Annotated in this window: 20 protein-coding genes; 18 read left to right on the top strand and 2 right to left on the bottom strand. The window is 72.1% G+C overall.

The genetic code is table 11. The features are described from left to right. Nucleotides 1-60 precede the first annotated feature (60 nt). From ACZ7PG_RS03370 to ACZ7PG_RS03400, 7 genes are all read left to right on the top strand, one after another. Entirely contained in the window at nucleotides 61-543 is a 483-nt protein-coding gene (locus tag ACZ7PG_RS03370) for a MarR family winged helix-turn-helix transcriptional regulator (RefSeq protein ID WP_470237478.1), read from the top strand. A 71-nt stretch (nucleotides 544-614) separates the two neighbouring features. After that, nucleotides 615-1,544 (top strand): hydroxymethylglutaryl-CoA lyase, encoded by a 930-nt coding sequence (locus ACZ7PG_RS03375; RefSeq protein WP_470237479.1) that lies wholly within the window; start codon nucleotides 615-617, stop codon nucleotides 1,542-1,544. Next, the gene (locus ACZ7PG_RS03380; RefSeq protein ID WP_470237480.1) at nucleotides 1,541-2,260 is read left to right on the top strand and encodes an enoyl-CoA hydratase/isomerase family protein; all 720 of its coding nucleotides are present in this window, start codon (nucleotides 1,541-1,543) and stop codon (nucleotides 2,258-2,260) included. The genes ACZ7PG_RS03375 and ACZ7PG_RS03380 overlap by 4 nt, the downstream gene beginning before the upstream one ends. Further along, complete coding sequence (locus tag ACZ7PG_RS03385; protein ID WP_470237481.1) at nucleotides 2,257-3,441, top strand: CaiB/BaiF CoA transferase family protein; 1,185 nt, start codon at nucleotides 2,257-2,259, stop codon at nucleotides 3,439-3,441. Before ACZ7PG_RS03380 ends, ACZ7PG_RS03385 begins: the two co-directional genes overlap by 4 nt. Next, nucleotides 3,438-4,190, top strand: a complete 753-nt coding sequence (locus tag ACZ7PG_RS03390) for an enoyl-CoA hydratase/isomerase family protein (RefSeq protein ID WP_470237482.1) — start codon at nucleotides 3,438-3,440, stop codon at nucleotides 4,188-4,190. The genes ACZ7PG_RS03385 and ACZ7PG_RS03390 overlap by 4 nt, the downstream gene beginning before the upstream one ends. Beyond that, nucleotides 4,187-5,764: an AMP-binding protein gene (locus ACZ7PG_RS03395; RefSeq protein ID WP_470237483.1), complete on the top strand. Its 1,578-nt coding sequence runs from the start codon at nucleotides 4,187-4,189 to the stop codon at nucleotides 5,762-5,764. Before ACZ7PG_RS03390 ends, ACZ7PG_RS03395 begins: the two co-directional genes overlap by 4 nt. Next, on the top strand, nucleotides 5,761-6,717 hold the full coding sequence (locus ACZ7PG_RS03400; RefSeq protein WP_470237484.1) for an NAD(P)H-dependent flavin oxidoreductase: 957 nt from the start codon (nucleotides 5,761-5,763) through the stop codon (nucleotides 6,715-6,717). Before ACZ7PG_RS03395 ends, ACZ7PG_RS03400 begins: the two co-directional genes overlap by 4 nt. A gap of 44 nt (nucleotides 6,718-6,761) precedes the next feature. Here ACZ7PG_RS03400 and ACZ7PG_RS03405 read toward each other — a convergent pair whose 3' ends face one another. Beyond that, a complete protein-coding gene (locus ACZ7PG_RS03405; RefSeq protein ID WP_470237485.1) occupies nucleotides 6,762-7,466 on the bottom strand; it encodes an alpha/beta fold hydrolase in 705 nt (234 codons plus the stop codon). 122 nt (nucleotides 7,467-7,588) lie between these two features. Between ACZ7PG_RS03405 and ACZ7PG_RS03410 the strand changes: the two genes are divergently transcribed. From ACZ7PG_RS03410 to ACZ7PG_RS03435, 6 genes are all read left to right on the top strand, one after another. Next, on the top strand, nucleotides 7,589-8,146 hold the full coding sequence (locus tag ACZ7PG_RS03410; RefSeq protein ID WP_470237486.1) for a TetR/AcrR family transcriptional regulator: 558 nt from the start codon (nucleotides 7,589-7,591) through the stop codon (nucleotides 8,144-8,146). Nucleotides 8,147-8,224: 78 nt separating this feature from the next. After that, nucleotides 8,225-10,198, top strand: a complete 1,974-nt coding sequence (gene ligD / locus ACZ7PG_RS03415) for a DNA ligase D (protein WP_470237487.1) — start codon at nucleotides 8,225-8,227, stop codon at nucleotides 10,196-10,198. Nucleotides 10,199-10,473: 275 nt separating this feature from the next. Beyond that, nucleotides 10,474-11,325, top strand: coding sequence for a geranyl diphosphate 2-C-methyltransferase (locus ACZ7PG_RS03420; RefSeq protein WP_470237488.1), 852 nt, complete (start codon nucleotides 10,474-10,476; stop codon nucleotides 11,323-11,325). A gap of 7 nt (nucleotides 11,326-11,332) precedes the next feature. Next, nucleotides 11,333-12,466: a family 2 encapsulin nanocompartment cargo protein terpene cyclase gene (locus ACZ7PG_RS03425; protein WP_470237489.1), complete on the top strand. Its 1,134-nt coding sequence runs from the start codon at nucleotides 11,333-11,335 to the stop codon at nucleotides 12,464-12,466. Between the two features lie 27 nt (nucleotides 12,467-12,493). Beyond that, nucleotides 12,494-13,897, top strand: a complete 1,404-nt coding sequence (locus ACZ7PG_RS03430) for a family 2B encapsulin nanocompartment shell protein (RefSeq protein WP_470238989.1) — start codon at nucleotides 12,494-12,496, stop codon at nucleotides 13,895-13,897. A 5-nt stretch (nucleotides 13,898-13,902) separates the two neighbouring features. Further along, complete coding sequence (locus ACZ7PG_RS03435) at nucleotides 13,903-15,282, top strand: family 2B encapsulin nanocompartment shell protein (protein WP_470237490.1); 1,380 nt, start codon at nucleotides 13,903-13,905, stop codon at nucleotides 15,280-15,282. On the opposite strand, the gene ACZ7PG_RS03440 is transcribed toward ACZ7PG_RS03435, so the two are convergent. Next, nucleotides 15,277-16,395, bottom strand: coding sequence for a C45 family autoproteolytic acyltransferase/hydolase (locus tag ACZ7PG_RS03440; protein WP_470237491.1), 1,119 nt, complete (start codon nucleotides 16,393-16,395; stop codon nucleotides 15,277-15,279). The genes ACZ7PG_RS03435 and ACZ7PG_RS03440 overlap by 6 nt on opposite strands. Before the next feature lie 100 nt (nucleotides 16,396-16,495). On the opposite strand from ACZ7PG_RS03440, the gene ACZ7PG_RS03445 reads away from it, so the two are divergent. Genes ACZ7PG_RS03445 through ACZ7PG_RS03465 form a run of 5 tightly spaced genes read left to right on the top strand, consistent with a single transcriptional unit; the run spans nucleotide 16,496 to nucleotide 22,287 of the window. Then, nucleotides 16,496-17,386, top strand: a complete 891-nt coding sequence (locus tag ACZ7PG_RS03445) for a MurR/RpiR family transcriptional regulator (RefSeq protein WP_470237492.1) — start codon at nucleotides 16,496-16,498, stop codon at nucleotides 17,384-17,386. Then, nucleotides 17,383-18,573, top strand: a complete 1,191-nt coding sequence (gene rocD, locus ACZ7PG_RS03450) for an ornithine--oxo-acid transaminase (protein ID WP_470237493.1) — start codon at nucleotides 17,383-17,385, stop codon at nucleotides 18,571-18,573. The genes ACZ7PG_RS03445 and rocD overlap by 4 nt, the downstream gene beginning before the upstream one ends. After that, nucleotides 18,570-19,484 (top strand): GDSL-type esterase/lipase family protein, encoded by a 915-nt coding sequence (locus ACZ7PG_RS03455; RefSeq protein ID WP_470237494.1) that lies wholly within the window; start codon nucleotides 18,570-18,572, stop codon nucleotides 19,482-19,484. The genes rocD and ACZ7PG_RS03455 overlap by 4 nt, the downstream gene beginning before the upstream one ends. After that, on the top strand, nucleotides 19,481-20,554 hold the full coding sequence (locus ACZ7PG_RS03460; RefSeq protein WP_470237495.1) for an isocitrate/isopropylmalate dehydrogenase family protein: 1,074 nt from the start codon (nucleotides 19,481-19,483) through the stop codon (nucleotides 20,552-20,554). The genes ACZ7PG_RS03455 and ACZ7PG_RS03460 overlap by 4 nt, the downstream gene beginning before the upstream one ends. After that, entirely contained in the window at nucleotides 20,551-22,287 is a 1,737-nt protein-coding gene (locus tag ACZ7PG_RS03465; protein WP_470237496.1) for an aldehyde dehydrogenase family protein, read from the top strand. Before ACZ7PG_RS03460 ends, ACZ7PG_RS03465 begins: the two co-directional genes overlap by 4 nt. The last annotated feature ends 64 nt before the right edge of the window (nucleotides 22,288-22,351 follow it).

Consider the following 22,351-nt stretch of genomic DNA (forward strand, 5'->3'; position numbering starts at 1 on the left):
GTCTCGACATCTGGTGTTGTGTTTGTCAACACCGGATCGGCAACGGCTACGATGACCGCCATGGCGGAACGCGCGGACGGCCGAGACCTGGTGCCCATCTCCGGACTCCTCTCCTACCGGCTCTCCCGCACGTCCTCGGCGATGTCGCGCAGCGCCGCCCTGCGCTACCGTCGGGAGTTCGACGTCAGCCTCGGCGAATGGCGCGCGATCTCGCTCATCGCCGCCGACCCCACCCTGACACTCAACCGCCTCGCCCGCCGGGCCGGCCTGGACAAAGCGCAGATGAGCCGGGTGGTGAGCCGCCTGACCGAGCGCGGACTGGTCGACCGGACGGCCGGCTCGGGCCGCACCTCGCAGCTCGCGCTGACCGGCGAGGGCACCCGCGTCTACCGGGGCCTGATCGCCGCGGCGAACGAGCGCGACGCGGAGTTCCTGGCCACGCTGACCGCCGAGGAGGCGGCGACCCTGAGCGACGCGCTGGACAAGCTGGCCGACCTGGCACTGGCCGTCGAGGAACGTGAGCGCGCCCACTCCGACGACTAACGCCGTCAAGTACTGTTGACTTTATCAACAGGGCCGGGTAGTTCTGGAGCCACCGAACAGGAGGTGGCCCGATGCCCGACGCCGTCACGATCTGCGAGTGCTTCGCCCGCGACGGGCTGCAGCACGAGCCGGAGTTCGTGCCGACCGCGACGAAGGTCGCGCTGCTGGACGCCTTCGCGGACGCGGGGTTCCGGCGGATCGAGGCGACCAGCTACAGCCACCCCGAGCGCGTTCCCGGCTTCTCGGACGCTTCCGAGGTCCTGACGAAGATCCGGCGCCGCCCCGGCGTCGCGTTCAAGGCGACCTGCCCGAACCCGCGCGCGGTGCGCCGTGCCCTCGACGACTTCGACGCCGGCCACGGCGCCGAGGAGCTGAGCCTGCTCGTCTCGGCCAGCGAAAGCCACACCGAGCGCAACCTGCGCACGTCGAGAGCCGGGCAGTGGGAGCGCGTCGAGGAGATGGTCCGGCTGGCCGACGGCCGGTTCAAGCTGGTCGGCGTCGTCTCCGTGGCGTTCGGCTGCCCGTTCGAAGGCGAGGTCGACCCCGGCCGCGTCGCCGAGGACGTCGCCCGCTTCGCCGACCTCGGCGCCGACCTGGTCACCCTGGGCGACACCACCGGCGTCGCGACGCCGCCCTCGGTCCGGGCGCTCTTCGGCCGCCTGGACGCGGACGTGCCCGTGGTCGCGCACTTCCACAACACCCGCGGCACCGGCATCGCCAACGCCGTCGCGGCCCTCGACGCCGGCTGCCGGAACTTCGACACCGCGATGGGCGGCGTCGGCGGTCACCCCAGCGCGATCCGGTACGGCGCCGGGCTGACCGGCAACGTCTGCACCGAGGACCTGGTCAGCCTGTTCGACGCGATGGGCGTCGAGACCGGGATCGACCTCGACCTGCTCGCGAAGGCCTCGGCCGCCTGCGAAGACGCGCTCGGCCGTCCCCTGCACAGCATGGTGGCCCGCGCCGGCTTCACCCCGACCCCGAACCAGGAGAACCCGTGACCGTCATCGCCGAGGACCACGGCGCCGTCCGCGTCCTGACGCTGAACCGGCCCGACAAGCTCAACGCCCTCGACACGGCCCTCACCCGCGCGCTGAGCGACGCCTTCACCGCGGCCGACGCCGACCGCGACGTCCGCGCGCTGGTGCTCACCGGCGCCGGCCGCGGCTTCTGCGCCGGAGCCGATCTCGGCGAGTTCTCCTCGCTGACGCCCGCCCACGCCGACGCCGTCCTGGAACGCGCCGCGCTGACCGCGAAACTGCAGGTCCAGGCCCGGCAGCTGCGGATCCCGGTCGTCGCGGCCGTGCGCGGGGCCGCGGTCGGCGGCGGCGCGGGCCTGGCGATCGGCGCGGACATGGTCGTCGCCGGCACCGACCTGAAGTTCGGCTATCCCGAGCTGAAGCACTCGATCGTTCCGGCGCTGGTGATGACCGGACTTGTCCAGCACCTCGGCCGCAAGCTCGCGTTCGAACTGGTCAGCACCGGCCGCCTGCTCACCGCGGCCGAAGCGTTCGAGCACGGCCTGGTCAACCGCGTCGTCGACCCTTCCGAAATCCTGCCGGCCGCGCTGGAGATCGCCGAGCACTGGGCCGAGGTCGAGCCGCGGGCGATCGCCGCCGCGAAGGACCTCTTCCACCGCGTCGCCGACCTGCCGACGGACGCCGCGATGCGCGCCGGGCAGGACGTCAACGCGCTGATGCGGGGGTTCCGCGCATGACCGGCCCGCTGTCCGGGATCACCGTCCTGGACTTTTCCCGCGTCCTCGCCGCACCGCTGGCGACGCAGATCCTCGCCGAGCTGGGCGCCACCGTGATCAAGGTCGAACGACCCGGGTCCGGTGACGAGACCCGCGGCTTCGAACCCCGCCTGCCCCACGGCGAGAGCGCGTACTTCTTCGCCTTCAACCGGGGCAAGAAGTCCGTGACGCTCGACCTCAAGGACCCGCGCGGCCAGGCCCTCGCCCGGAAACTCGCCGAGCGCGCCGACGTCGTCGTCGAGAACTTCCTGCCCGGCGCGATGGACCGCCTGGGCCTCGGCTACGCGGACCTGGCTCGGCCGGACCTGGTCTACGTCTCCGCCACCGGCTTCGGGCAGACCGGCCCGGACCGCGACCGCAAGGGCTATGACACGGTGTTCCAGGCACTGTCCGGCGTGATGGCGATGACCGGCGAACCCGACGGGCCGCCATCGAAGACCGGGATCCCGGTGGCGGACCTGACGTCCGGGCTCTGGGTGGTCATCGCGGTGCTGTCCGGGCTGGCCGGGCGGGCCTCCTCGGGCCACGGGCGCCACCTCGACGTGTCCATGATGGACGTCCAGCTCAGCCTGCACGCGCTCAACGCGGCCCGGCTCTTCGCGCTCGGCGAGGACCCGGTGCGAACCGGCACCGAGCACCCCGGCCGCGTGCCGTCGGCAGCGTTCCAAGCGGGCGACGGCGAGTGGCTGCACATCAGCGGCAGCGACCAGCACTGGGGTCCACTGTGTACGGTCCTCGGACTCGACGACCTCGCCGCGGATCCCTTGCTGCGGCACAACTCCGGCCGCGTCGAGCAGCGCGCCCGCGTCATGAAGGCACTGCGCGGCGCGATCGCGCAGCACGACCGGGATCCGCTGGTGAAGGAGCTGCGCGCGGCCGACGTCCCGGCGGGTGCGGTCCGCTCGGTCCGGGAAGCCCTGGCCGACCCGCACGCCGTCGCCCGCGGGGTCGTCGGCGAGTTCACCCACCCTTCCGAGGGGACGTTCCCGGCGTTGCGGACGCCGTTGCGCGAAACTGCGGGAGACGCCCCGGTGCCGGGCGTGCCACCGCTGCTCGGCGCCGACACCGACGACGTCCTGGCCGAGCTGGGGCTCTCCCCGGCCGAGATCGAGGACCTGCGCACCGAGGGGGTGACCCGATGACCGAGCGCGTGTGTGTCGAGGTGACCGACGGGATCGCGCGCGTCGAGCTCGCGCGTCCGGAGGCCCGCAACGCCCTCGACCTGCCGATGTGCCACCAGCTGCGGGAGGCGTTCGAGTCCCTCGAAGACGACGTCCGGGTCGTGCTGCTGAGCGGGCGCGGGCCGGTGTTCTGCGCGGGCGCCGACCTCAAGGAACGCACCGGCAAGGACGCCGCCTGGGTGCGACGCCGACGTCTCGCCTCCTTCGCCGCGTACGCCGCCATCGAGCAGTGCCGGGTGCCGGTCGTCGCCCTGGTGCAGGGCGCCGTCGTCGGCTCGGGCGGCGAGATCACCCTCGCCGCCGACTTCGCGCTGGCCGCTTCGGGAACCGTCTTCCGGTTCCCCGAGCCGCACTGGGGTACCGTCGGCGCGACCCAGCGCCTGCAGCGCGCCATCGGCAAGCGCCGGGCCAAGGAGCTGCTGTTCACCAACCGCGCGCTCGACGCGGAAGAGGCCGCCGACCTCGGGATCGTCACCCGCGTCGTCCCGCCGGACTCGCTCGCCGCGGCCGGCGACGAGACGGCCGCGAGCATCGCGAAGGCGCCGCCACTGGCCATCTCGCTCACCAAGCGCGCGGTCGACCTCGGCTCGGAAACCGACCTGGACCGCGGGATCCGGATCGAGCTGGCCGCCATCGAACAGTGCCTCGCCGACGGCGGCTGGCGCGACGGCGTCGCCCGCTTCACCGCCGGGAACGGAGAACCGCGATGACCGACCTGCGCACCGCCTGCCCGCTGACGACCCACGAGGTGCTCGCCCGCGCGGCGATGCTCGCGCCGGACGTCGAAGCCGTCGTCACCGCTTCGGAACGCATCACCTACGGGGAGCTTTCGACCCGCGTGGAGCGGATCCGGGCCGGGCTGGCCGCCGCCGGGATCGGCCGCGGCGACCGCGTCGGGATCTGCCTCGGCAACGATCCGGACTGGGTGGCGCTGTTCCACGCGATCGGCGCGGCGGGCGCGGTCGCCGTGCCGGTCAACACGCGGTTCACCGCGGACGAGGTCCGCTACACCCTCGAGCACGCGCGGGTGCGGACGCTGTTCGTCGCTTCGCGGGTGCTCAATGTGGACTTCGCCGCGATGCTGCGGGAGATCGACGTCGAGACGCTTCCCGCTCTCGAGAAGGTCGTCGTGCTGGGCGACGACGTCCCTTCGTTCGCTACTTCGTGGACCGATTTCCTCGCCGACGGCGTCGCTCCGCCTCCCGCCGCGTCGCCGGACGACGTCCTGCTCGTGCAGTACACCTCCGGGACGACGTCGCGGCCGAAGGGCGTCCTGCTCACCCACCGCAGCATGTGCGCGAACGCGTTCTTCTCCGGCGCGCGGATGGGCCTGCGCCCGGGCGACCGGTTCCACTCGGCGCGGCCGTTCTTCCACGTCGCCGGCAGCACGCTGTCGGTGCTCGCGTCGGCCCAGCACGCGACGACGCTGGTGACGATGCCGAAGTTCGAGCCGGAGGAAGCGTTGCGGCTGCTGGAAGCCGAGCGCTGCACGCACTTCTCCGGCAACGACACGATCGCGTTGCTGCTGCTCAACCACCCCACGCGCACACAGCGGCGGCTGGTCCTGCGCGGCGCGTGGGTGGCGGCGTCGCCGACCGTGGTCGGGCGCGTCATCGACGAGCTGGGCGCGCACGAATGCGTTGCGGGGTACGGGCTTTCCGAGGCGTCGCCGAACGTCGCGCAGTCGGCGTGGTGGGAGCCCGCGGACATCCGCGCGTCCGGGGCGATGGCCGTCCAGCCGGGGGTCGAGGTGCGGATCCGCGCGTTCGAGGGCGACCGCGACTGCGGCCCCGGCGAGCCGGGCGCGGTGCTGGTGCGCGGCTGGAACGTGATGGTCGGCTACCTCGACGACCCGGTGAAGACGGCCGAGACGATCGACGCGGACGGCTGGCTGTCCACCGGCGACGTCGGCCTGCTCGACGACTCCGGCCGGTTCCACTTCACCGGCCGGACCAAGGACATCATCCGCGTCGGCGGCGAGAACGTGGCGCCGGCGGACATCGAGGACACCCTGCACCGGCACCCGCTGGTCCGGCAGGCGGCGGTCGTCGGCGTCCCGGACGCGCGGCTGGTGGAGGTGCCGTTCGCGTTCGTCGTGCTGACGTCGCCGGAGGTCACCGAGGCCGAGCTGCTGGGCTGGGCGCGTGACCGCATGGCGGGGTTCAAGGTGCCGCGGCACCTGCGGATCGTCGAGGGTTTCGAGGGCATCGGGATGACGGCGAGCTCGAAGGTGCAGAAGAACCGGCTGGCCGCCCACGCGCGTTCCCTGCTGGAGGAGGCGTGACGCGCATCGACACGCCGGTGACCCGGCTGCTGGGGATCGACCTGCCGATCGTGCAGGCCGGGATGTCGTGGGCGTCGTCGAGCTCGGCGCTGCCCCTGGCGGTGTCGAACGCGGGTGGCCTCGGCGTGGTGGCGGCGGGCCCGATGCGGCTGCCCGACCTTTCCCGCGTTCTGGAGGAGATGGCGGCGGGCACGGACCGGCCGTGGGCGGTGAACCTCCCGCTGTACCGCGCGGGCGTCGACGAGGTGATCGACGTGGTCCTGCGCCACCGGCCACCGGTGTTGATCGCTTCGCAGGGCGGGCCGAAGCGGTACCTGTCCCGGTTTCACGACGTCGGGACGCGCTGCCTGCACGTGGTGGCCGGGGTGCCGCACGCTCTCAAGGCCGCCTCGGCCGGCGTGGACGGCCTGGTGGTCGTCGGCGCCGAGGCCGGCGGGCACCCGCCGCCCGCGATGGTGGCGACGTCGGTGCTGGTGCGGGCGGTTTCCCGGGCGGTGCCGTTGCCGGTGATCGCCTCAGGCGGAATCGCGGACGGCTACGGCTTGGCGGCGATGCTGGCTCTCGGCGCGGGTGCCGCCCAGTTCGGGACGCGGTTCCTGGCCAGTACCGAGGCTTCCGTGCACCCCGCGTACAAGGACGCGGTGCTTTCGGCCGGTGTGGACGGCACGCGGACGGTCGGCGCCGGACTCGGCGTCATCCGCGCCTTGGCCAACGAGTTCACCGAACGGATGCTGTCGCTGGAGGCTTCCGGCGCCGAGGAGTCGTTGCGGCGCAAGACTTTCTCTTCGTCGTCGTTGAAGGACGCCGCCCTGCACGGTGACGTGACGGAGGGGAAGGTGGAGGCCGGCCAGTCCGCGGGGCTCGTGGACGCGGTGCTGCCGGCGGCCGAGATCGTGGCGCGGATCGTGCGGGAGTACGGGGAAGCGCGCGCCGGCCTCCCACCGGTCGGCTAGGTCACCCGGGGCGGACCGGGACGGTCCCGGTCCGCCCCGGTGACTCACTCCGCGGCGTCGGCCGCCGCCGCGATCACCTCGGCCACCACTGCCGGCTGGGACACCGCCACCGCGTGCGACGCGTCGATCCGGCGGACCGTCGACGACGCGCGCTCGGCCATGAACTCCTGGGCCGCGGCGGGGATCGCGTTGTCCTGGTTGGCGATCAGCGTCCACGACGGGAGCTTCGTCCACGCCGGTGTGCCCTCGAACGGTGCCGCCAGCGCCTCCTGTGCGACCGGGCGCTGGGTCACCGCCAGGATCGCCGCGGTCTCCGCCGGGACGTCGCCCGCGAAGACCTCCGCGAAGTCCGCCGGCTTGATCGACAGCTCCGGCGCGCCGTCGTGGACCAGGACGTTCGTCGTCTCCGGGCCGAGCTTGGCGCCCGGGTAACGGCCGGACAGCTCGAACACGCTCTCGCCCGCGTCCGGCTGGAACGCGGCGATGTAGACCAGCGCGCGGACGTTCGGCGTCTCGGTCGCCGCGCGGGTGATCAGCGCGCCGCCGTACGAGTGGCCGGCGAGGACCACCGGGCCTTCGACCCCCTTGACGACGTCCGCCACGTACGCCGCGTCGGACTCGACGCCGCGCAGCGGGTTCGCCACCGCCACGACCGGGAAGCCCTGCTCCCGCAGCTTCGCGACGACGCCCGTCCAGCTCGACGAGTCGGCGAAAGCGCCGTGGACCAGGACGATGGTGGGCTTGCTCATGACTGGCTCCTCAGGGAGAACGACTGGTCTTTCTGTCTCTCTACTCTGGCCGCCCGGGGACGCCGTGGCAATGTGACGTAGCCGATCTGGCAGAACGACCAGTCTTTCTCTATGCTGGCCGGATGAAGTCTGCCGAGGTGCACCCGAAGGACCGGCTGCTGGCGACCGCGTCGCGGCTGTTCTACGCGGAGGGCATCCACGCGGTCGGCGTGGAACGCCTGGTCGGCGAGGCGTCCGTCACGCGGGCGACGTTCTACCGGCACTACCCCACCAAGGACGACCTGGTGGCGGCGTACCTCGCGGAGACGAGCCGCCAGATCCGCGCGGCGGTCGACGCGGCCCGCGCGGGCAAGCCACCTCGCGAAGCGCTCGCCGCGGCGCTGGCGGTGGTCGGCGACGCGACGTGCGGCGAGGACTTCCGCGGCTGCCAGTTCCTCAACGCGGCGGCGGAGTACCCCGACGCCGACTCCCAGGTCCGCCGGGTGATCGACGACCACCGCCAGTGGTTCTTCGAGGTGCTCCGCAGCGAAGCGACGGCGCTGGGCCACCCGGAACCGAGCCACGCGGCACGGGTCCTGGTCCTCCTCCGCGACGGCGCCCTACACGGCGGAGAGCTGGACGACGCGGAGACGGTGCGAGCCACCCTCCGGCGCGCGGTCGAGGACTTCTTCCCGGCCTGATACACCGCCAACCTGCGGAAACCCAGCAGAACTAGGCCGAACGGGTTACCGTCTGCACAGCACAGACGGAGGTCCGGCATGGCTGCTCACGACGCGTCCCGCGTCCCCGCGTGGGTCGAGCCGATGCTGGCCAAGGCCGACGGCGGCCGGCTGCGCAGCGGCGCCGAATGGGCCTACGAGTACAAACTGGACGGCTACCGCGCCGCCATGCGGATCGCCCCCGACGGCACCACCGTCCTCACCAGCCGCAACAACATCGACTTCACCGCGGAGTTCCGGGAGCTCGCCGGGGTGCTCGACCTCGGGCAGGCCGCCTGCCTCGACGGCGAGATCGTCGTCTACGGCGACGACGGCCGGATCGACTTCGAGCTCATGCAGGAACGCCGCGGCCGCTGGGTCCGGCACCAGAGCGCACCCAAGGGCATGACGTTCGACGACGTCCCGGTCCGTTTCCTCGCCTTCGACCTGCTGCGCCTGGGCGACCGTGACCTGACCAAAGAACCGTACGACGAACGCCGCCGCCTGCTGGCCGGCCTGCCGATGCCCGATCCCTACCGCGTCTCGGTGGTCCGCGCCGTCACCTTCGACGAGCTCGCCGCCGACCGCCGCACGCCGGCGGACTTCCTCGCCCACGCCGCGTCCGCCGGCTACGAAGGCGTCGTCGCGAAGCTGCGCAGCTCCGCCTACGCGCCCGGGCAGCGGCCGGACTCCTGGCTCAAGCACCCGCTGATCCGCACGCAGGAGGTCATCGTCTGCGGCTGGCGCCCCGGGCAGCGCAGCTTCACCGGCACCCTCGGCGGCCTCCTGCTCGGCGCCCACGACCCCGCCACCGGCGACCTCGTCTACATCGGCGACGTCGGCACCGGCTTCAGCCAGGCCGCCCGCGCCGACCTCATGGCCCAGCTGCAGCCGCTCGAGCGGCGCACCCACCCGTTCGTGACGACCCCGCCGCGCGAGGACACCGTCCGCGCCCGCTGGGTCGAACCCCGGCTCGTCGGCGAGATCGTCTACCGGCAGTTCACGCGCGCCGGCCGCGTCCGCCACACCGCCTGGCGCGGCCTGCGGGCGGACAAGAAGCCCGACGACGTCCTGGCCCCGCGCGCCGCCCCACCGGAACCACCCGCGCCGCCAGCACCCGAGCCGGTGAGCCGGAAGATCACCGTGCAGGCCGGAAACCGGCAGCTCACACTGTCCAATCTGGACAAGGTGCTGTACCCGGCGGACGGCTTCACCAAGGGCGAGGTGATCAACTACTACTCGCGGATCGCCGCCGTCCTGCTGCCGCACCTCGCCGGCCGGCCGGTGACGTTCATCCGCTACCCCGACGGGGTCGGCGGCGAGCAGTGGTTCGGCAAGAACGTCCCAAAGGGCGCCCCGTCGTGGCTGCGCACGGTCCGGTTGGCCGGCACGGGTTCCCGCGGCGGCGGCGACATCATCGAGTACCCGCTCCTCGACGACCTCCCCGCGCTGGTCTGGGCGGCGAACATCGCGGCCCTCGAACTGCACGTTCCCCAGTGGACGGTCACGGCGGACGCGACGCGGCGGCCGCCCGACCGGCTGGTGTTCGACCTGGACCCCGGGCCGGGGACGTCGATCGTCGACTGCGCCCGCGTCGCCGAACGCCTCCACGACGTCCTCGTCGCCGACGGACTGACCCCGTACGCGAAGACGTCCGGCTCCAAGGGGATGCAGCTGTACTGTGGCATCCGGACCGACGACCCCGCGGCGCCGTCGGCCTACGCCAAGCGGCTCGCGCAGCAGCTCGCGCGGGAGACGCCGGACGCGGTGACCGCGGTGATGGCCAAGGCGCAGCGCGGCGGACGGGTGTTCATCGACTGGAGCCAGAACAACCCGGCCAAGACGACGGTCGCGCCGTACTCCCTGCGCGGCCGCGACCGGCCGACGGTGTCGACACCGGTCACGTGGGCCGAGGTCCGCGCGTGCCGGCACGTGCACCACCTGACGTTCACCGCCGACGACGTCCTCGACCGCGTCGCCGGGCGCGGTGATCTGCTCGCCGGGCTCGACGAGAACCGCGCGCCACTCCCCTAGAACACCGACGGTCGCGCCGCGTCATCCCAACGAGTCGCCGCCGGTCCCGAAAGAGGCTGTCGAGCGCGTCGCGGACCACCGCGCGCAGGGGTGCCGCTGGGCCAAGCGGGCAAGGCGCGGCCGGCGGGAGTGAAGCTCCTTGTCCGCGTGAATCGTTCCTCGCTAGCGTCGGTGGGGAGGGGACAATGCCGGGCGCCCGGCGCTTTCCCTTGGCTGACAGGGCCTTGCCCGCCAAGGCTTTGCCCCTTCCCGGAAAACGAACGAGGAGTTTCTCGATGACGGCTATCGACCAGCCCGTGACCCGCACCGCGTACCAGCAGTCGGTCGCCGACTACTGGAACGCGGAAAAGGACCCGGTGAACCTCCGGCTGGGCGACGTCGACGGTCTCTACCACCACCACTACGGCCTCGGCGACTACGACCCGGCCGTCCTCGACGCCCCCGAAGACCGGCGCGACCAGGCGATCATCGCCGAGATGCACCGGCTCGAGACCGCGCAGGCCGACGTCCTCCTCGACCACCTCGGGCCGATCGGGCCGCACGACCGGCTGCTCGACGCCGGCTGCGGCCGGGGCGGCTCGAGCGTCATGGCCCACCAGCGCTTCGGCTGTCAGGTCGACGGGATCTCCATCTCCGAGCAGCAGGTCGGGTTCGCCAACGAGCACGTGCGCCGGCGCGGGATCGACGGTTCGGTGCGCTACCACCTGAAGAACATGCTCGACACCGGGTTCGAGTCCGGCGTGTTCCAGGGCATCTGGAACAACGAGAGCACGATGTACGTCGACCTGCACGACCTGTTCGCCGAGCACGCGCGGCAGCTCAAGCCCGGCGGCCGGTACGTCACGATCACCGGGTGCTACAACGACGTCACCGGCGGCCGGTCGCGGGCGGTGAGCCAGATCGACCAGCACTACATCTGCAACATCCACGCCCGCGGCGACTACTTCAAGGCGTTGTCGGACAACGGGTTCGTCCCGATCAACGTCGTCGACCTGACGGCCGCGACGATCCCGTACTGGGAGCTGCGGGAGCGGTCCTCGGTCGCCACCGGGGTCGAGAAGCCGTTCCTGACCGCGTACCGCGAAGGCAGCTTCCACTACCTGCTCATCGCCGCCGACCGCGTCTGAGGCGGGCGTGCCGAGGGAGAGCACCATGACGACCGGGACCGCGTGTCCACAGTGGACGAACGGGGGTGCCGCGAGCCTGCTCGCGGGCCCGTTCGGCCTCGGCACGGCCGCGGCGCGGATCGCGACCCAGTTCGCGCCCGCGCCCGGGCAGGATCCGGCGTACGCCCACCTGCCGTGGGGTGACGGCAGCGCGACACCGCTGTACTGCCCGGTCGTGGGCCGCGTCGACGACACCCTCGCCGGGGAGGTCGACCGGCGGCTGGTCGCGTGGGCCGGGGACTGCGGCTTCACCGGCGAAGGCCTCGACCAGATCGCCCACGCCGGGTTCGGCCGGCTGGTGATGCTCGCCCACCCCGACTGCGACGACCCGGACCGGCTGCTCGTCGCGGCGCAGCTCAACGCGGTCTGGTGGGCGGCCGACGACTTCTACGCCGACGACAGCGCGCTGGGCGCGGCGCCGACCGAACTGCCGCCACGCCTGGCGCTCGTCATGGCGGCCATGGACCCGGTCGCGCCGGCCGGGGAGTTCTCGGCGCCCCTCGAAGAAGCACTGCGGGCGGACCCGATCCTCGTCGGGCTGCACTCGGCGATCGACCACCTGGGCCGGCACGGCTCCCCCGTGCTGGTCCAGCGGGTCTGCTACTCGACGTTCGCGATGTTCGTCAGCTGGGACGCCTACGCGGCGTGGCGCCACACCGGCCGCTACCCACCCGCGTGGGAGTACCTGGCGGCCCGCCAGCACGACAGCTTCTACACGTCGATGACCCTGGTCGACGCCGTCGGCGGCTACGAGCTGGCCGCGCCCTTCTATTACGACCCGCGCGTGCGGGAGGCGATGATGCGGGCCGGGACGGCGTCGGTGCTGGTCAACGACCTGCACTCGGTGGCGAAGGACGCCGCCGACGAGAAGCCGGTCTGCAACATGGTCCTGCAGATCGCCGCGGACCGGGGCTGTTCGGTCGAGGAGGCGGTCGAGGCCACCGTCGAGCTGCACAACAAGATCGTCCACGAGTTCGAGGACGGCCACCGGGAGCTGATGGCGGTGCCGTCGCCGGAGCTGCAGCGGTTCCTCGTGGGTGTCCGTTCCTGGATGGGCGGCGGCTTCACCTGGCACGCCACCAATCCCCGTTACCAGTCTTGACCTTCGAATGATTGGGTGGTTCTCGTTGTGACTGTCACCGACCCGGTGGACACCGACCAGGCACCGCAGAGCCTCGGACGGGCCGCGGCCCGCACCCTGGCCACCACGACCAAGTCGGTCCCGCAGATGCAGGGCATCTCCTCCCGCTGGCTCCTCAAACTCCTGCCCTGGGTCGAGGTCTCCGGCGGCGCCTACCGCGTCAACCGCCGCCTCTCCTACTCCGTCGGCGACGGACGAGTCACCTTCACCACCACCGGCGCCGAAGTCCGCGTCATCCCACCCGAACTCGGCGAACTCGCCCCCCTGCGCGGCTACGACGACGAAGACGTCCTCGCCGAACTCGCCTCCCGGTTCTCCCAGCACGAATACGTCCCCGGCGACACCCTCGTCGAGTTCGGCTCCCGCGCCGACCAGGTGTTCCTCATCGCCCACGGCAAGATCACCAAGGTCGGCACCGGCGCCTACGGCGACCAGACCGTGCTGGGCACGATGGCCGACGGCGACTACTTCGGCGAAACCGCCCTCATCCGCGACGACGGGATCTGGGAGTTCACCGCCAAAGCCGTCACCACCTGCACCGTCCTCTCCCTGCCCCGCGACGTCTTCGAAGACGTACGGTCCCGGTCGGACACCCTCCAAGCCCATCTCGAGGCGTTCGTCGCCGGCGGCGCCTCGGCCCGCAACGACCACGGCGAAGCCGAAATCTCCCTCGCCTCCGGCCACGACGGGGAGCCGATGCTGCCCGGGACGTTCGTCGACTACGACGCCCAACCGCGGGAGTACGAGCTGTCGGTCGCCCAGACGGTGCTGCGGGTGCATTCGCGGGTGGCGGATCTCTACAACCAGCCGATGAACCAGATCGAACAACAGCTCCGGCTGACCATCGAGGCGCTGCGGGAACGCCAGGAACACGAACTGGTCAACAACACCGACTTCGGGTTGCTGCACAACGCCGACTTCGCCCAGCGCATCCCCACCCGCACCGGCCCACCGACCCCCGACGACCTGGATGAGCTGCTGGCGTTGGTGTGGAAGGACCCCGGGTTCTTCCTGGCGCATCCGAAGACGATCGCCGCGTTCGGCCGGGAATGCACCAAGGCCGGTGTCTACCCCGACGCCGTCGACTTCGGTGGTCACCACGTCCCGGCCTGGCGCGGGGTGCCGATCCTGCCGTGCAACAAGATCCCGGTGACGGAGACCCGCACCAGTTCGATCTTGTTGATGCGGACCGGGGAACAGGCGCAGGGCGTGGTCGGGTTGCACCAGACCGGGTTGCCGGACGAGTACCAGCCCGGGCTCAACGTCCGGTTCATGGGACTTTCGGAGCAGGCGATCATGTCGTACCTCGTGTCGGCGTACTACTCCGCCGCCGTACTGGTCCCGGACGCGCTCGCGGTGCTCGAAAGCGCCGAACTCGGTCGAGAAGGCTGACACCGATGACGGTGACGGAAGAGCTCCAGCTGTCCCTGAGCGTCACGGCCGCGCGGACACTCACCACGACCACCAAGACGTTGCCGCAGATGCGCGGCATCACCACCCGCTGGCTGCTCTCCCAGCTGCCCTGGGTCGACGTGCCGGGCGGCAGCTACCGCGTCAACCGCCGCCTCACCTACACCATCGGCGACGGCAAAGTCTCCTTCTACACCACCGGCGCCCGCGTCCAGGTCGTCCCCGCCGAGCTCACCGAACTCGAACTGTTGCGGGGCTTCGGCGACGAGGACGCCCTCAGCGCCCTCGCGGAGGCCTTCGAGCAACGTGAGTACGAGCCGGGCGACACGATCGTCACCGCGGGCCGGCCGGTCGACACGCTGATCCTCGTCGCCCACGGCAAGGTCACCCGGCACGGCCGCGGCGAGTACGGCGACGAGACCACCCTCGGCACCGCCACCGACGGCGACCACTTCGGCGCCGAGCTCCTCGCCCGCGACGACGCGCGGTGGAGCTTCACCGCCCGCGCCGCGACCCACGTCATCGCGCTCGCTCTGCCCGCCGAAACCTACGCCCGCCTCAACGGCCGGTCCGAGTCACTCCGCGCTCACGTCGCCGAGGCCATCGGACGACCCCGGAAACCGCAGAACCCCAAGGGCGAAGCCAGCATCGACCTCTCCGCCGGCCACGACGGCGAACCGATCCTCTCCGGCACGTACGTCGACTACGACCCTTCACCACGCGAATACGAGCTCGCCGTCGCCCAGACGATCCTGCGGGTGCACAACCGCGTCACCGACCTCTACAACCAGCCGATGAACCAGCTCGAACAGCAGCTGCGGCTGACCGTGGAAGCGTTGCGGGAACGTCAGGAACACGAACTCGTCAACAACACCGACTTCGGCCTGCTCCACAACACCGATCTCAAGCAGCGCCTCACGACCCGCACCGGGCCACCGACGCCACTGGACCTCGACGACCTGCTTTGCCGCCGTCGCAAGACGAAGTTCTTCCTCGCCCACCCGCGCGCCATCGCCGCGTTCGGCCGCGAATGCACGCGGGCCCGCGTCTACCCCGACACGGGCGTCCTCGACGGCAAACGCGTCCACACCTGGCGCGGGGTCCCGATCCTGCCGTGCGACAAGATCCCGGTCACCGACACCGGCACGACGTCGATCCTCGCCATGCGCACCGGCGAAGACGACGCCGGAGTCATCGGGTTGCGCCCCAAGGAACTCCCGGACCAGTACCAGCCGGGACTCAACGTCCGGTTCATGGGCATCAGCGACCGGGCCGTGACGTCCTACCTGGTCAGCGCCTACTACTCCGCCGCCGTCCTCGTCCCGGACGCGCTCGGCGTCCTCGACCACGTCGAAACCGGCTCATGACCCGCCGGGACCGTCGGCGATGTGCCACGGCAGCACCTCGTATTCGCCCTCGCACGGGTTCCCGCGCAGCACCCGGTACTCCCCCGCGGTGAGGTCGACCAGGCTGCTCATGGTCGTCTTGTAGCGGCGCACGTCCGGATCGTCGTCACGCGGGTGCGCGCACACCCCGTGCGGGTGCCCGAAGTGGTCGCTCATGGTCTCCTGCACGACCTTGCGCACGCCCGCCGAGTCCGTGGCGTCCACCGCCCGCGCGAGCCCGCGTTCGATGACCGGGACGCGGTAGAGCGAGTCGACCGCGGCCGGCCGGTACCGCCCGGCCAGCGCCGGCGGGATGCCGTACTGGTAGTGGTTGCCGTGCACCAGGACGCCGTCCGACGCGTATCCCCAGCGGTGGTCGAGCGGCGTGGTCTCCAGGTCCACGGCGAACCCGTCGCGGTGGGTGAACAGCAGGTTCGTGGCGATGTGCTGAGGGTTCGCGAACGGCACGCGCAACGCGTCGCGCAGGGTCGGGCTGTCGAGGATCAGGCGGCGCAGCACCGGTTGCGGCAGGCCGGGCGGAGTGCCGAACGCGCCGTCGAGGCCGTTGGCGTTGAGCGCGAGGCCCGCCGAGTTGACGCCGTGGCGGCCGACCTGCCCCGCCTCCACCTGCATGATCACGGTCGGCTTGGGCGGCTGCACGATCCGGATCAGCACGGTCGTGGCCTCGGTCTCCGCCCGCCAGTCCCAGTTCTGTCCACAGTAGACGTGGCCGTCACCGGTCGCTTCGGGCAGCAGCGCGAACGACGAACAGCCGTCCATCTCGGTGAAGCCGCTGAGGTGGTTGCGCGCGATCTCGCCGCGCGCGTTGAGCGCGAGCACCTCGTCCGGGTGCACGCCGGCACCCGCCGCGATGCCGTCCATCTCCGCCAGGAGGTCCGGCGCGTGGGCGGCCACGAGCGTGCGCCACGGGCCGACCCGGGAGACCACGTCGGCCCAGGCCAGGCCGGGCTTGAGGGCGAACGAGCGCCGGTAGTGGTCGAGCGAGCGGGCGATCTCCGCCCGCGCGGCCTCACCGTGGTGGCGGCCGCGTTCGGCGGGCGGTCCGCTGAGCTCCAGCAGGGGCACGGTCGGCACGGGCGACTCCTCCGGCGGATGTAATGGCTATTACAAACCTTGCAGCGAATGACTGATGCGCTACTATGTAGTCATTCCTACAGGGAAGTCAATGACTGACATGGACACTACAGAGCTGTCGCTGCAGGACCGGATCACCGGCCGGCTGGCGATGATGTCGAAGGCGGAGCGGAAGGTCGCGGAGTACCTGCGCACCCACAGCCGCGAGGCCATCTTCGCCACCGCCGAGCAGATCGCGGCGGCCGCCGGCACCAGCGACGCGACCGTCGTCCGGACGGCCCGCTCGCTGGGCTACGCCGGCCTGCTGGAGCTGCGGCACAGCCTGACCCGGCAGGTGGTGCGGGCCACGAGCCCGGCGCCCCCGCCCGGGAGTCCGGACGAGCGGGTCTCGGCCACCGCCGCCCTGCTCGACCGGGTGTTCACCGAGGCGGCGCAGCGGCTCGCGGACACCTGGCGGCTCACCACCGAGCAGGCGTTCGGCACGGCGGTCGCCGCCCTGGCCGGCGCCCGCGACGTGCTCGCGTTCGGCATCGGGCCGTCCGAGTCGGTCGCCGCCTACCTGGCCCTGCGGCTGCGCCGGATCGGCCGGCGCGCCCGGGTCAGCGGGGCCACCGGCTTCCGCCTGGCCGACGACCTCCTCGAGCTCGGCCAGGGCGACGTGGTCGTGCTGTACTCCCCCAGCCGGCTGCTCGCCGAGCTGGAGATCGTGCTCGACCACGCCGCCGCCGTCGGCGCGCGGGCCGTGCTGATCTCCGACTCCCTCGTGCCCGTGTACGCCGACCGCGTGCACGTCTCGCTGTTCGCCGTGGACAGCACCACCGGATCCACCGGCGAAGGCCTGCCGTCCCAGGTGCTCACCGACGCCCTCGTGCTCGCGGTGCGCGCGCGGGACGAAAGCCGCGCCACCGAACGCGCCGAGCTGCTGACCGGCTTGCGGTCCGAGCTCAGCCAGACCCGAACCACCCGCCGCACCAGGAAAGAGAGCCCGTGAGCGCGACGACCGACGAGATCAGCCGCGTCGAGGCCGGTACCGCCCGCAACTACCACCCGCTGCCGGTCGTGCTGGCCGAAGGACACGGTGCCTGGGTCACCGACGTGGAGGGCCGGCGTTACCTGGACCTGCTCGCCGGCTACAGCGCCCTGAACTTCGGCCACGGCGACAAGGAGCTCCTGTCGGTGGCCCACGAGCAGCTGGACCGGCTCACGCTGACCAGCCGCGCGTTCCACCACGACCGGCTGGGCACCTTCAGCGAAGAGCTGGCCGCGCTGGCGAGCATGGACATGGTGTTGCCGATGAACACCGGCGCCGAAGCCGTCGAGACGGCGATCAAGGTCGCCCGCAAGTGGGGCTACACGGTCAAGGGCGTGCCGGCCGGACGCGCCCGGATCGTCGTGGCGGGCGGCAACTTCCACGGCCGCACGACGACGATCGTCAGTTTCTCCGACGACCCGGTCGCCACCGCGGACTTCGGCCCGTTCACACCGGGGTTCGACACGGTCCCGTTCGGCGACGCCGACGCCTTGCGCGCGGCCGTCACCGAGGACACCGTCGCGGTGCTGATCGAGCCGGTGCAAGGGGAAGCGGGCGTGCTCCTGCCCCCGCCCGGCTACCTCGCCGCCGTCCGCGAAGCCTGCACCGCGCACGACGTCCTGATGATCGCCGACGAGATCCAGTCCGGGCTCGGCCGGACCGGGCGCACGTTCGCCTGCGAGCACTTCGGCGTCGTGCCGGACGTCTACCTGCTCGGCAAGGCGCTCGGCGGCGGCCTCGTCCCGCTGTCTGCCGTGGTGTCGCGCCGGGACGTGCTCGGTGTCCTGCGGCCGGGCCAGCACGGCAGCACGTTCGGCGGCAACCCGCTGGCCTGTGCCATCGGCACGGCCGTGGTCCGCAAGCTCGCGACCGGCGAACCCCAGCACCGGGCCGCCGAGCTGGGCACGGTCTTCGCCGGGCTCCTCACCGGGCTGCCGAACGTCCGGGAAGTGCGGACGCTCGGCCTCTGGGCCGGGGTCGACGTCGTCGGCCGCAGCGGCCGCGACGTGTGCGAAGGGCTGCTCCGGCGGGGCGTGCTGGCGAAGGACGCCCACGGCTCGACGATCCGCCTCGCGCCACCGCTGGTGATCGACGAAGACGACCTGCGCCACGCCGTCACGCAGCTCGCCGAAGAGCTGGGCTCGTGAAGGAGTTCCTGCGCGGCCACGCGGAACTCGTCGAGGAGGACGGCCGGTTCGTCCCCCGCCGGCTGCCCGCCGGATCGCTGCACCCGCGGCTCGACGAGGTCGCGCGGATGCCCGCCGGGGTGCGGCTGGAGTTCGACACCGACGCCCGCGGGTTCGACTGGGACGTGGAGACCACCGGGTTCATCGACGTGGTGGTCGACGGCGAACTGGTCAGCCGCTCGCACGCCGTCCACGTCGGCGACCTGCCCGCCGGACGCAAGCGCGTGCGGATCTGGCTGCCGCAGTCGAGCCACATCAGCCTCGGCGAACTCCGGCTGAGCGGCGAAGTGACGCAGGTGCCGGAAGGCCCGCGCTGGATCGCGTACGGCAGCTCGATCACGCAGTGCCGGCTCGCCGCCGGGCCGTCCGAGACCTGGCCCGCCCTGGTGGCGACCGAGCTCGGCTGGTCGGTGCGCTGCCTGGGTTTCGCGGGCGAATGCCACCTCGATCCCGCGGTGGCGCGGTACATCCGCGACACCGAGGCGGACGTCATCAGCCTGTGCGTCGGCGTCAACATCCACGGCGCCGCGTCGTTCTCCGCGCGCTCGCTCGGGCCCGCGCTCGAAGGGTTCGTCCACACGATCCGCGACGGCCACCCGGACACCCCGATCCTGCTCACCACTCCCCTGCACGCCCCCGAGCGCGAGCAGCAGCCCAACGCGCTCGGGCTGACCCTCGCCGACGTGCGGGCCGAGGTCGCGAAGGCCGCCCACGGGCTGCCCGTCGTCGACGGCCCGTCGCTCCTCGGCCCGGCCGACGCCGGGCTCCTCGCCGACGGCCTGCACCCCGACGCCGAGGGCTACCGCCTCATCGCCGAGCGGATGCGGCCCCACCTCGCCGCGCTGCTCCCCACCGAAGGGCACCACCCATGAAGATCCTCGTCCTGCCGGGCGACGGCATCGGCCCCGAAATCACCGCCGCCACCCTCGACGTCCTCGCCGCCGCCGACCGCCTCCTGGGCCTCGGTTTGGAGTTCGAGCGCCGGGACATCGGGCTGGCGTCCCTGGCGGCCGAAGGCACCACCTTGCCGTCCGACGTGATGACCCGGATCCCGCAGGTCGACGGCGTGCTGCTCGGCCCGGTGTCGCACTACGAGTACCCGCCGCGCGCCGAAGGCGGCATCAACCCGTCGGCCGAGCTGCGGACGGTGTTCGAGCTGTTCGCCAACGTCCGGCCGTGCCGCTCGCGCCCGGAGCTGAGCGTCCTGCGGGCCCCGATGGACCTGGTCATCGTTCGCGAGAACACCGAAGGCTTCTACTCCGACCGCAACATGCACGCCGGCACCGGCGAGTTCATGCCCGACCCCGATCTCGCGCTGTCGGTCCGCAAGGTGAGTGCGAAGGCGGCCGAGCGGGTGGCCGTGGCCGCGTTCGACCTGGCGCGCGGCCGCCGCCGCAAGGTGACCGCGGTGCACAAGGCCAACGTGCTCAAGCTGTCCGACGGGCTGTTCCTGCGCGAGGTCCGGAAGGTCGCTTCGCGGTACCCGGACGTGGAACTGGAGGAGCTGATCGTCGACGCCACGGCCGCGCTGCTCATCCGCACCCCGGACCGCTTCGACGTCCTGGTCACCACCAACATGTTCGGCGACATCCTGTCCGACGAAGCGTCCGAGCTGTCCGGCGGCCTCGGCCTCGGCGGGTCGGTCAACGCGGGCCACGACCTGTGCGTCGGGCAGGCCCAGCACGGGTCCGCGCCGGACATCGCCGGGCTCGGCGTCGCGAACCCGACGTCGCTCATCCTCTCCGCGGCGATGCTGCTCGACTGGCGCGGCCGCCGCGACGACCACCCCGGCCTGGTCAAGGCGGCCGAGCTGATCACCGCGGCCGTCGACATCGCGCTCGACGACCCCGCCACCCGCACCCGCGACCTCGGCGGCTCCCTCGGCACGGCCGGGTTCGCCGAGGCCGTCGCCCACGCACTGACGAAGGTGAGCGCCCGATGATCCTGTCCGTCGACCCGGCCACCGGCACCGAGCTGGCCCGGTTCACCCCGCAGTCCACTGTGGACGTCGAAGCCGCGCTCGACGCGGCCGCCGCCGCCCAGGCCCGCTGGCGCACCTACGACGTCGGCGAGCGGGTGGGGCTGCTGCGGGAGCTGGCCCGCGTTCTCCGTGCGGGCAAGGAGAAGTACGCGCTGCTGATCACCGCGGAGATGGGCAAGCCGCTCGGCGAGGCCGAAGCCGAGATCGAGAAGTGCGCGGTGACGTGCGAGCACTACGCCGGGCAGGCCGGCACCTACCTCGCCGACCGGCCGATCCCGCCCGACAGCGTGGTCGTGCACGACCCGCTCGGCGTGGTGCTGGCCGTGATGCCGTGGAACTACCCGTTCTGGCAGTTCTTCCGCTTCGCCGCGCCCGCGCTCGCCGCGGGCAACGGGATCGTCCTCAAGCACGCGGGCAACGTGCCGCAGTGCGCGCTGGCCATCGCCGACGTCGTGCGGGAGGCCGGCACGCCCGACGGGCTCGTCCAGGTGCTGCTGGTGGAATCCGGCGCCGTCGCGGGGCTCATCGCGGACGACCGGATCGCGGCCGTCACCTTCACCGGCTCGACGGAGGTCGGCGCGATCATCGCCGCGCAGGCCGGGGCGGCGCTGAAGAAGCAGGTCCTGGAGCTGGGCGGGTCCGACCCCTTCGTCGTGCTGGCCGACGCCGACGTGCCCGCCGCCGCGGCCACCGCCGTCAAAGCCCGGTTCGTCAACGGTGGCCAGAGTTGCGTCAACGCCAAGCGGTTCATCGTCGAAGAGGCCGTCGCCGACGAGTTCGTCCGGGAGTTCACCGCCGCGGCCGCCGCACTGGAGGTCGGCCCGCTGGCGCGGGAGAACCTGCGCGCGACGCTGCACGACCAGGTCCGCCGCAGCGTCGACGCGGGCGCTTCCCTTTTGCTGGGCGGGAAACCGGCCGACGGGCCCGGGTACTTCTACCCGCCGACGGTGCTCGACCACGTGACGCCGGGCATGGCGGCGTTCGACGAGGAGACGTTCGGGCCGGTCGCGGCGATCACGCGGGTGCCCGACGCGGACGCGGCGATCGCGTTGGCCAACCGCACGGAGTTCGGTCTTGGCGCGGCGTTGTGGACGCGCGATCTGTCCCGCGCCGCCGTGCTGGTGCGCCGGTTCGAGGCCGGCGCGGTCTTCGTCAACGGCATGGTCGCGTCCGACCCGCGGCTGCCGTTCGGCGGCATCAAGAAGTCCGGGTACGGCCGCGAACTGGGCGCGGAAGGGATCCGCGAGTTCACCAACACCAAGACCGTGTGGCGCGGCCCGGGGTCGACGTCGTTCCCGCCGGCCGTGCTGCGCCCGGCATCCCTGCCCGCGCACAACCGCGGCGGCGGCGCGAGCACCGTGCCACTGGTGACGCGGGCACTGGGCGCGCGGGTGTTCCTCAACGGCACGACGCTCTTCGAGGGCGGCGCGGGCATCCCGCTGCACACGCACAACTGCCCGGAGAGCGTGGTGATCCTCGAAGGCTCGGCGATCGTGGAGATCGACGGCACCGAGCACCACCTGGAGCGGTTCGACACGACGTACGTCGACGCGGGCACCCCGCACCGGTTCCGCAACGCGTCGCCGACCGAGCCGATGCGCATCCTGTGGACGTACGCGTCAGCGGACGCGACGCGGACGATCGTCGAGACCGACGTCACCACCCGCGTCGACGCCGAACACAGCTTGCGCTAGACACAATCGTCAGTTGCCAAAGTTGCGTGGCACGAACACCACCGCGGCTCCTAACTTCGTACTC

This window comes from Amycolatopsis sp. NPDC114504, assembly GCF_055633595.1.

Excerpts from the sequence above, each read along its gene's own strand:
- ACZ7PG_RS03370 (WP_470237478.1), top strand. The coding sequence starts at position 61 with ATGGCGGAACGCGCGGACGGCCGAGACCTGGTGCCCATCTCCGGACTC.
- ACZ7PG_RS03375 (WP_470237479.1), top strand. The coding sequence starts at position 615 with ATGCCCGACGCCGTCACGATCTGCGAGTGCTTCGCCCGCGACGGGCTG.
- ACZ7PG_RS03385 (WP_470237481.1), top strand. The coding sequence starts at position 2,257 with ATGACCGGCCCGCTGTCCGGGATCACCGTCCTGGACTTTTCCCGCGTC.
- ACZ7PG_RS03390 (WP_470237482.1), top strand. The coding sequence starts at position 3,438 with ATGACCGAGCGCGTGTGTGTCGAGGTGACCGACGGGATCGCGCGCGTC.
- ACZ7PG_RS03395 (WP_470237483.1), top strand. The coding sequence starts at position 4,187 with ATGACCGACCTGCGCACCGCCTGCCCGCTGACGACCCACGAGGTGCTC.
- ACZ7PG_RS03405 (WP_470237485.1), bottom strand. The coding sequence starts at position 7,466 with ATGAGCAAGCCCACCATCGTCCTGGTCCACGGCGCTTTCGCCGACTCG.
- ACZ7PG_RS03410 (WP_470237486.1), top strand. The coding sequence starts at position 7,589 with ATGAAGTCTGCCGAGGTGCACCCGAAGGACCGGCTGCTGGCGACCGCG.
- ligD (WP_470237487.1), top strand. The coding sequence starts at position 8,225 with ATGGCTGCTCACGACGCGTCCCGCGTCCCCGCGTGGGTCGAGCCGATG.
- ACZ7PG_RS03420 (WP_470237488.1), top strand. The coding sequence starts at position 10,474 with ATGACGGCTATCGACCAGCCCGTGACCCGCACCGCGTACCAGCAGTCG.
- ACZ7PG_RS03435 (WP_470237490.1), top strand. The coding sequence starts at position 13,903 with ATGACGGTGACGGAAGAGCTCCAGCTGTCCCTGAGCGTCACGGCCGCG.
- ACZ7PG_RS03445 (WP_470237492.1), top strand. The coding sequence starts at position 16,496 with ATGGACACTACAGAGCTGTCGCTGCAGGACCGGATCACCGGCCGGCTG.
- ACZ7PG_RS03460 (WP_470237495.1), top strand. The coding sequence starts at position 19,481 with ATGAAGATCCTCGTCCTGCCGGGCGACGGCATCGGCCCCGAAATCACC.
- ACZ7PG_RS03465 (WP_470237496.1), top strand. The coding sequence starts at position 20,551 with ATGATCCTGTCCGTCGACCCGGCCACCGGCACCGAGCTGGCCCGGTTC.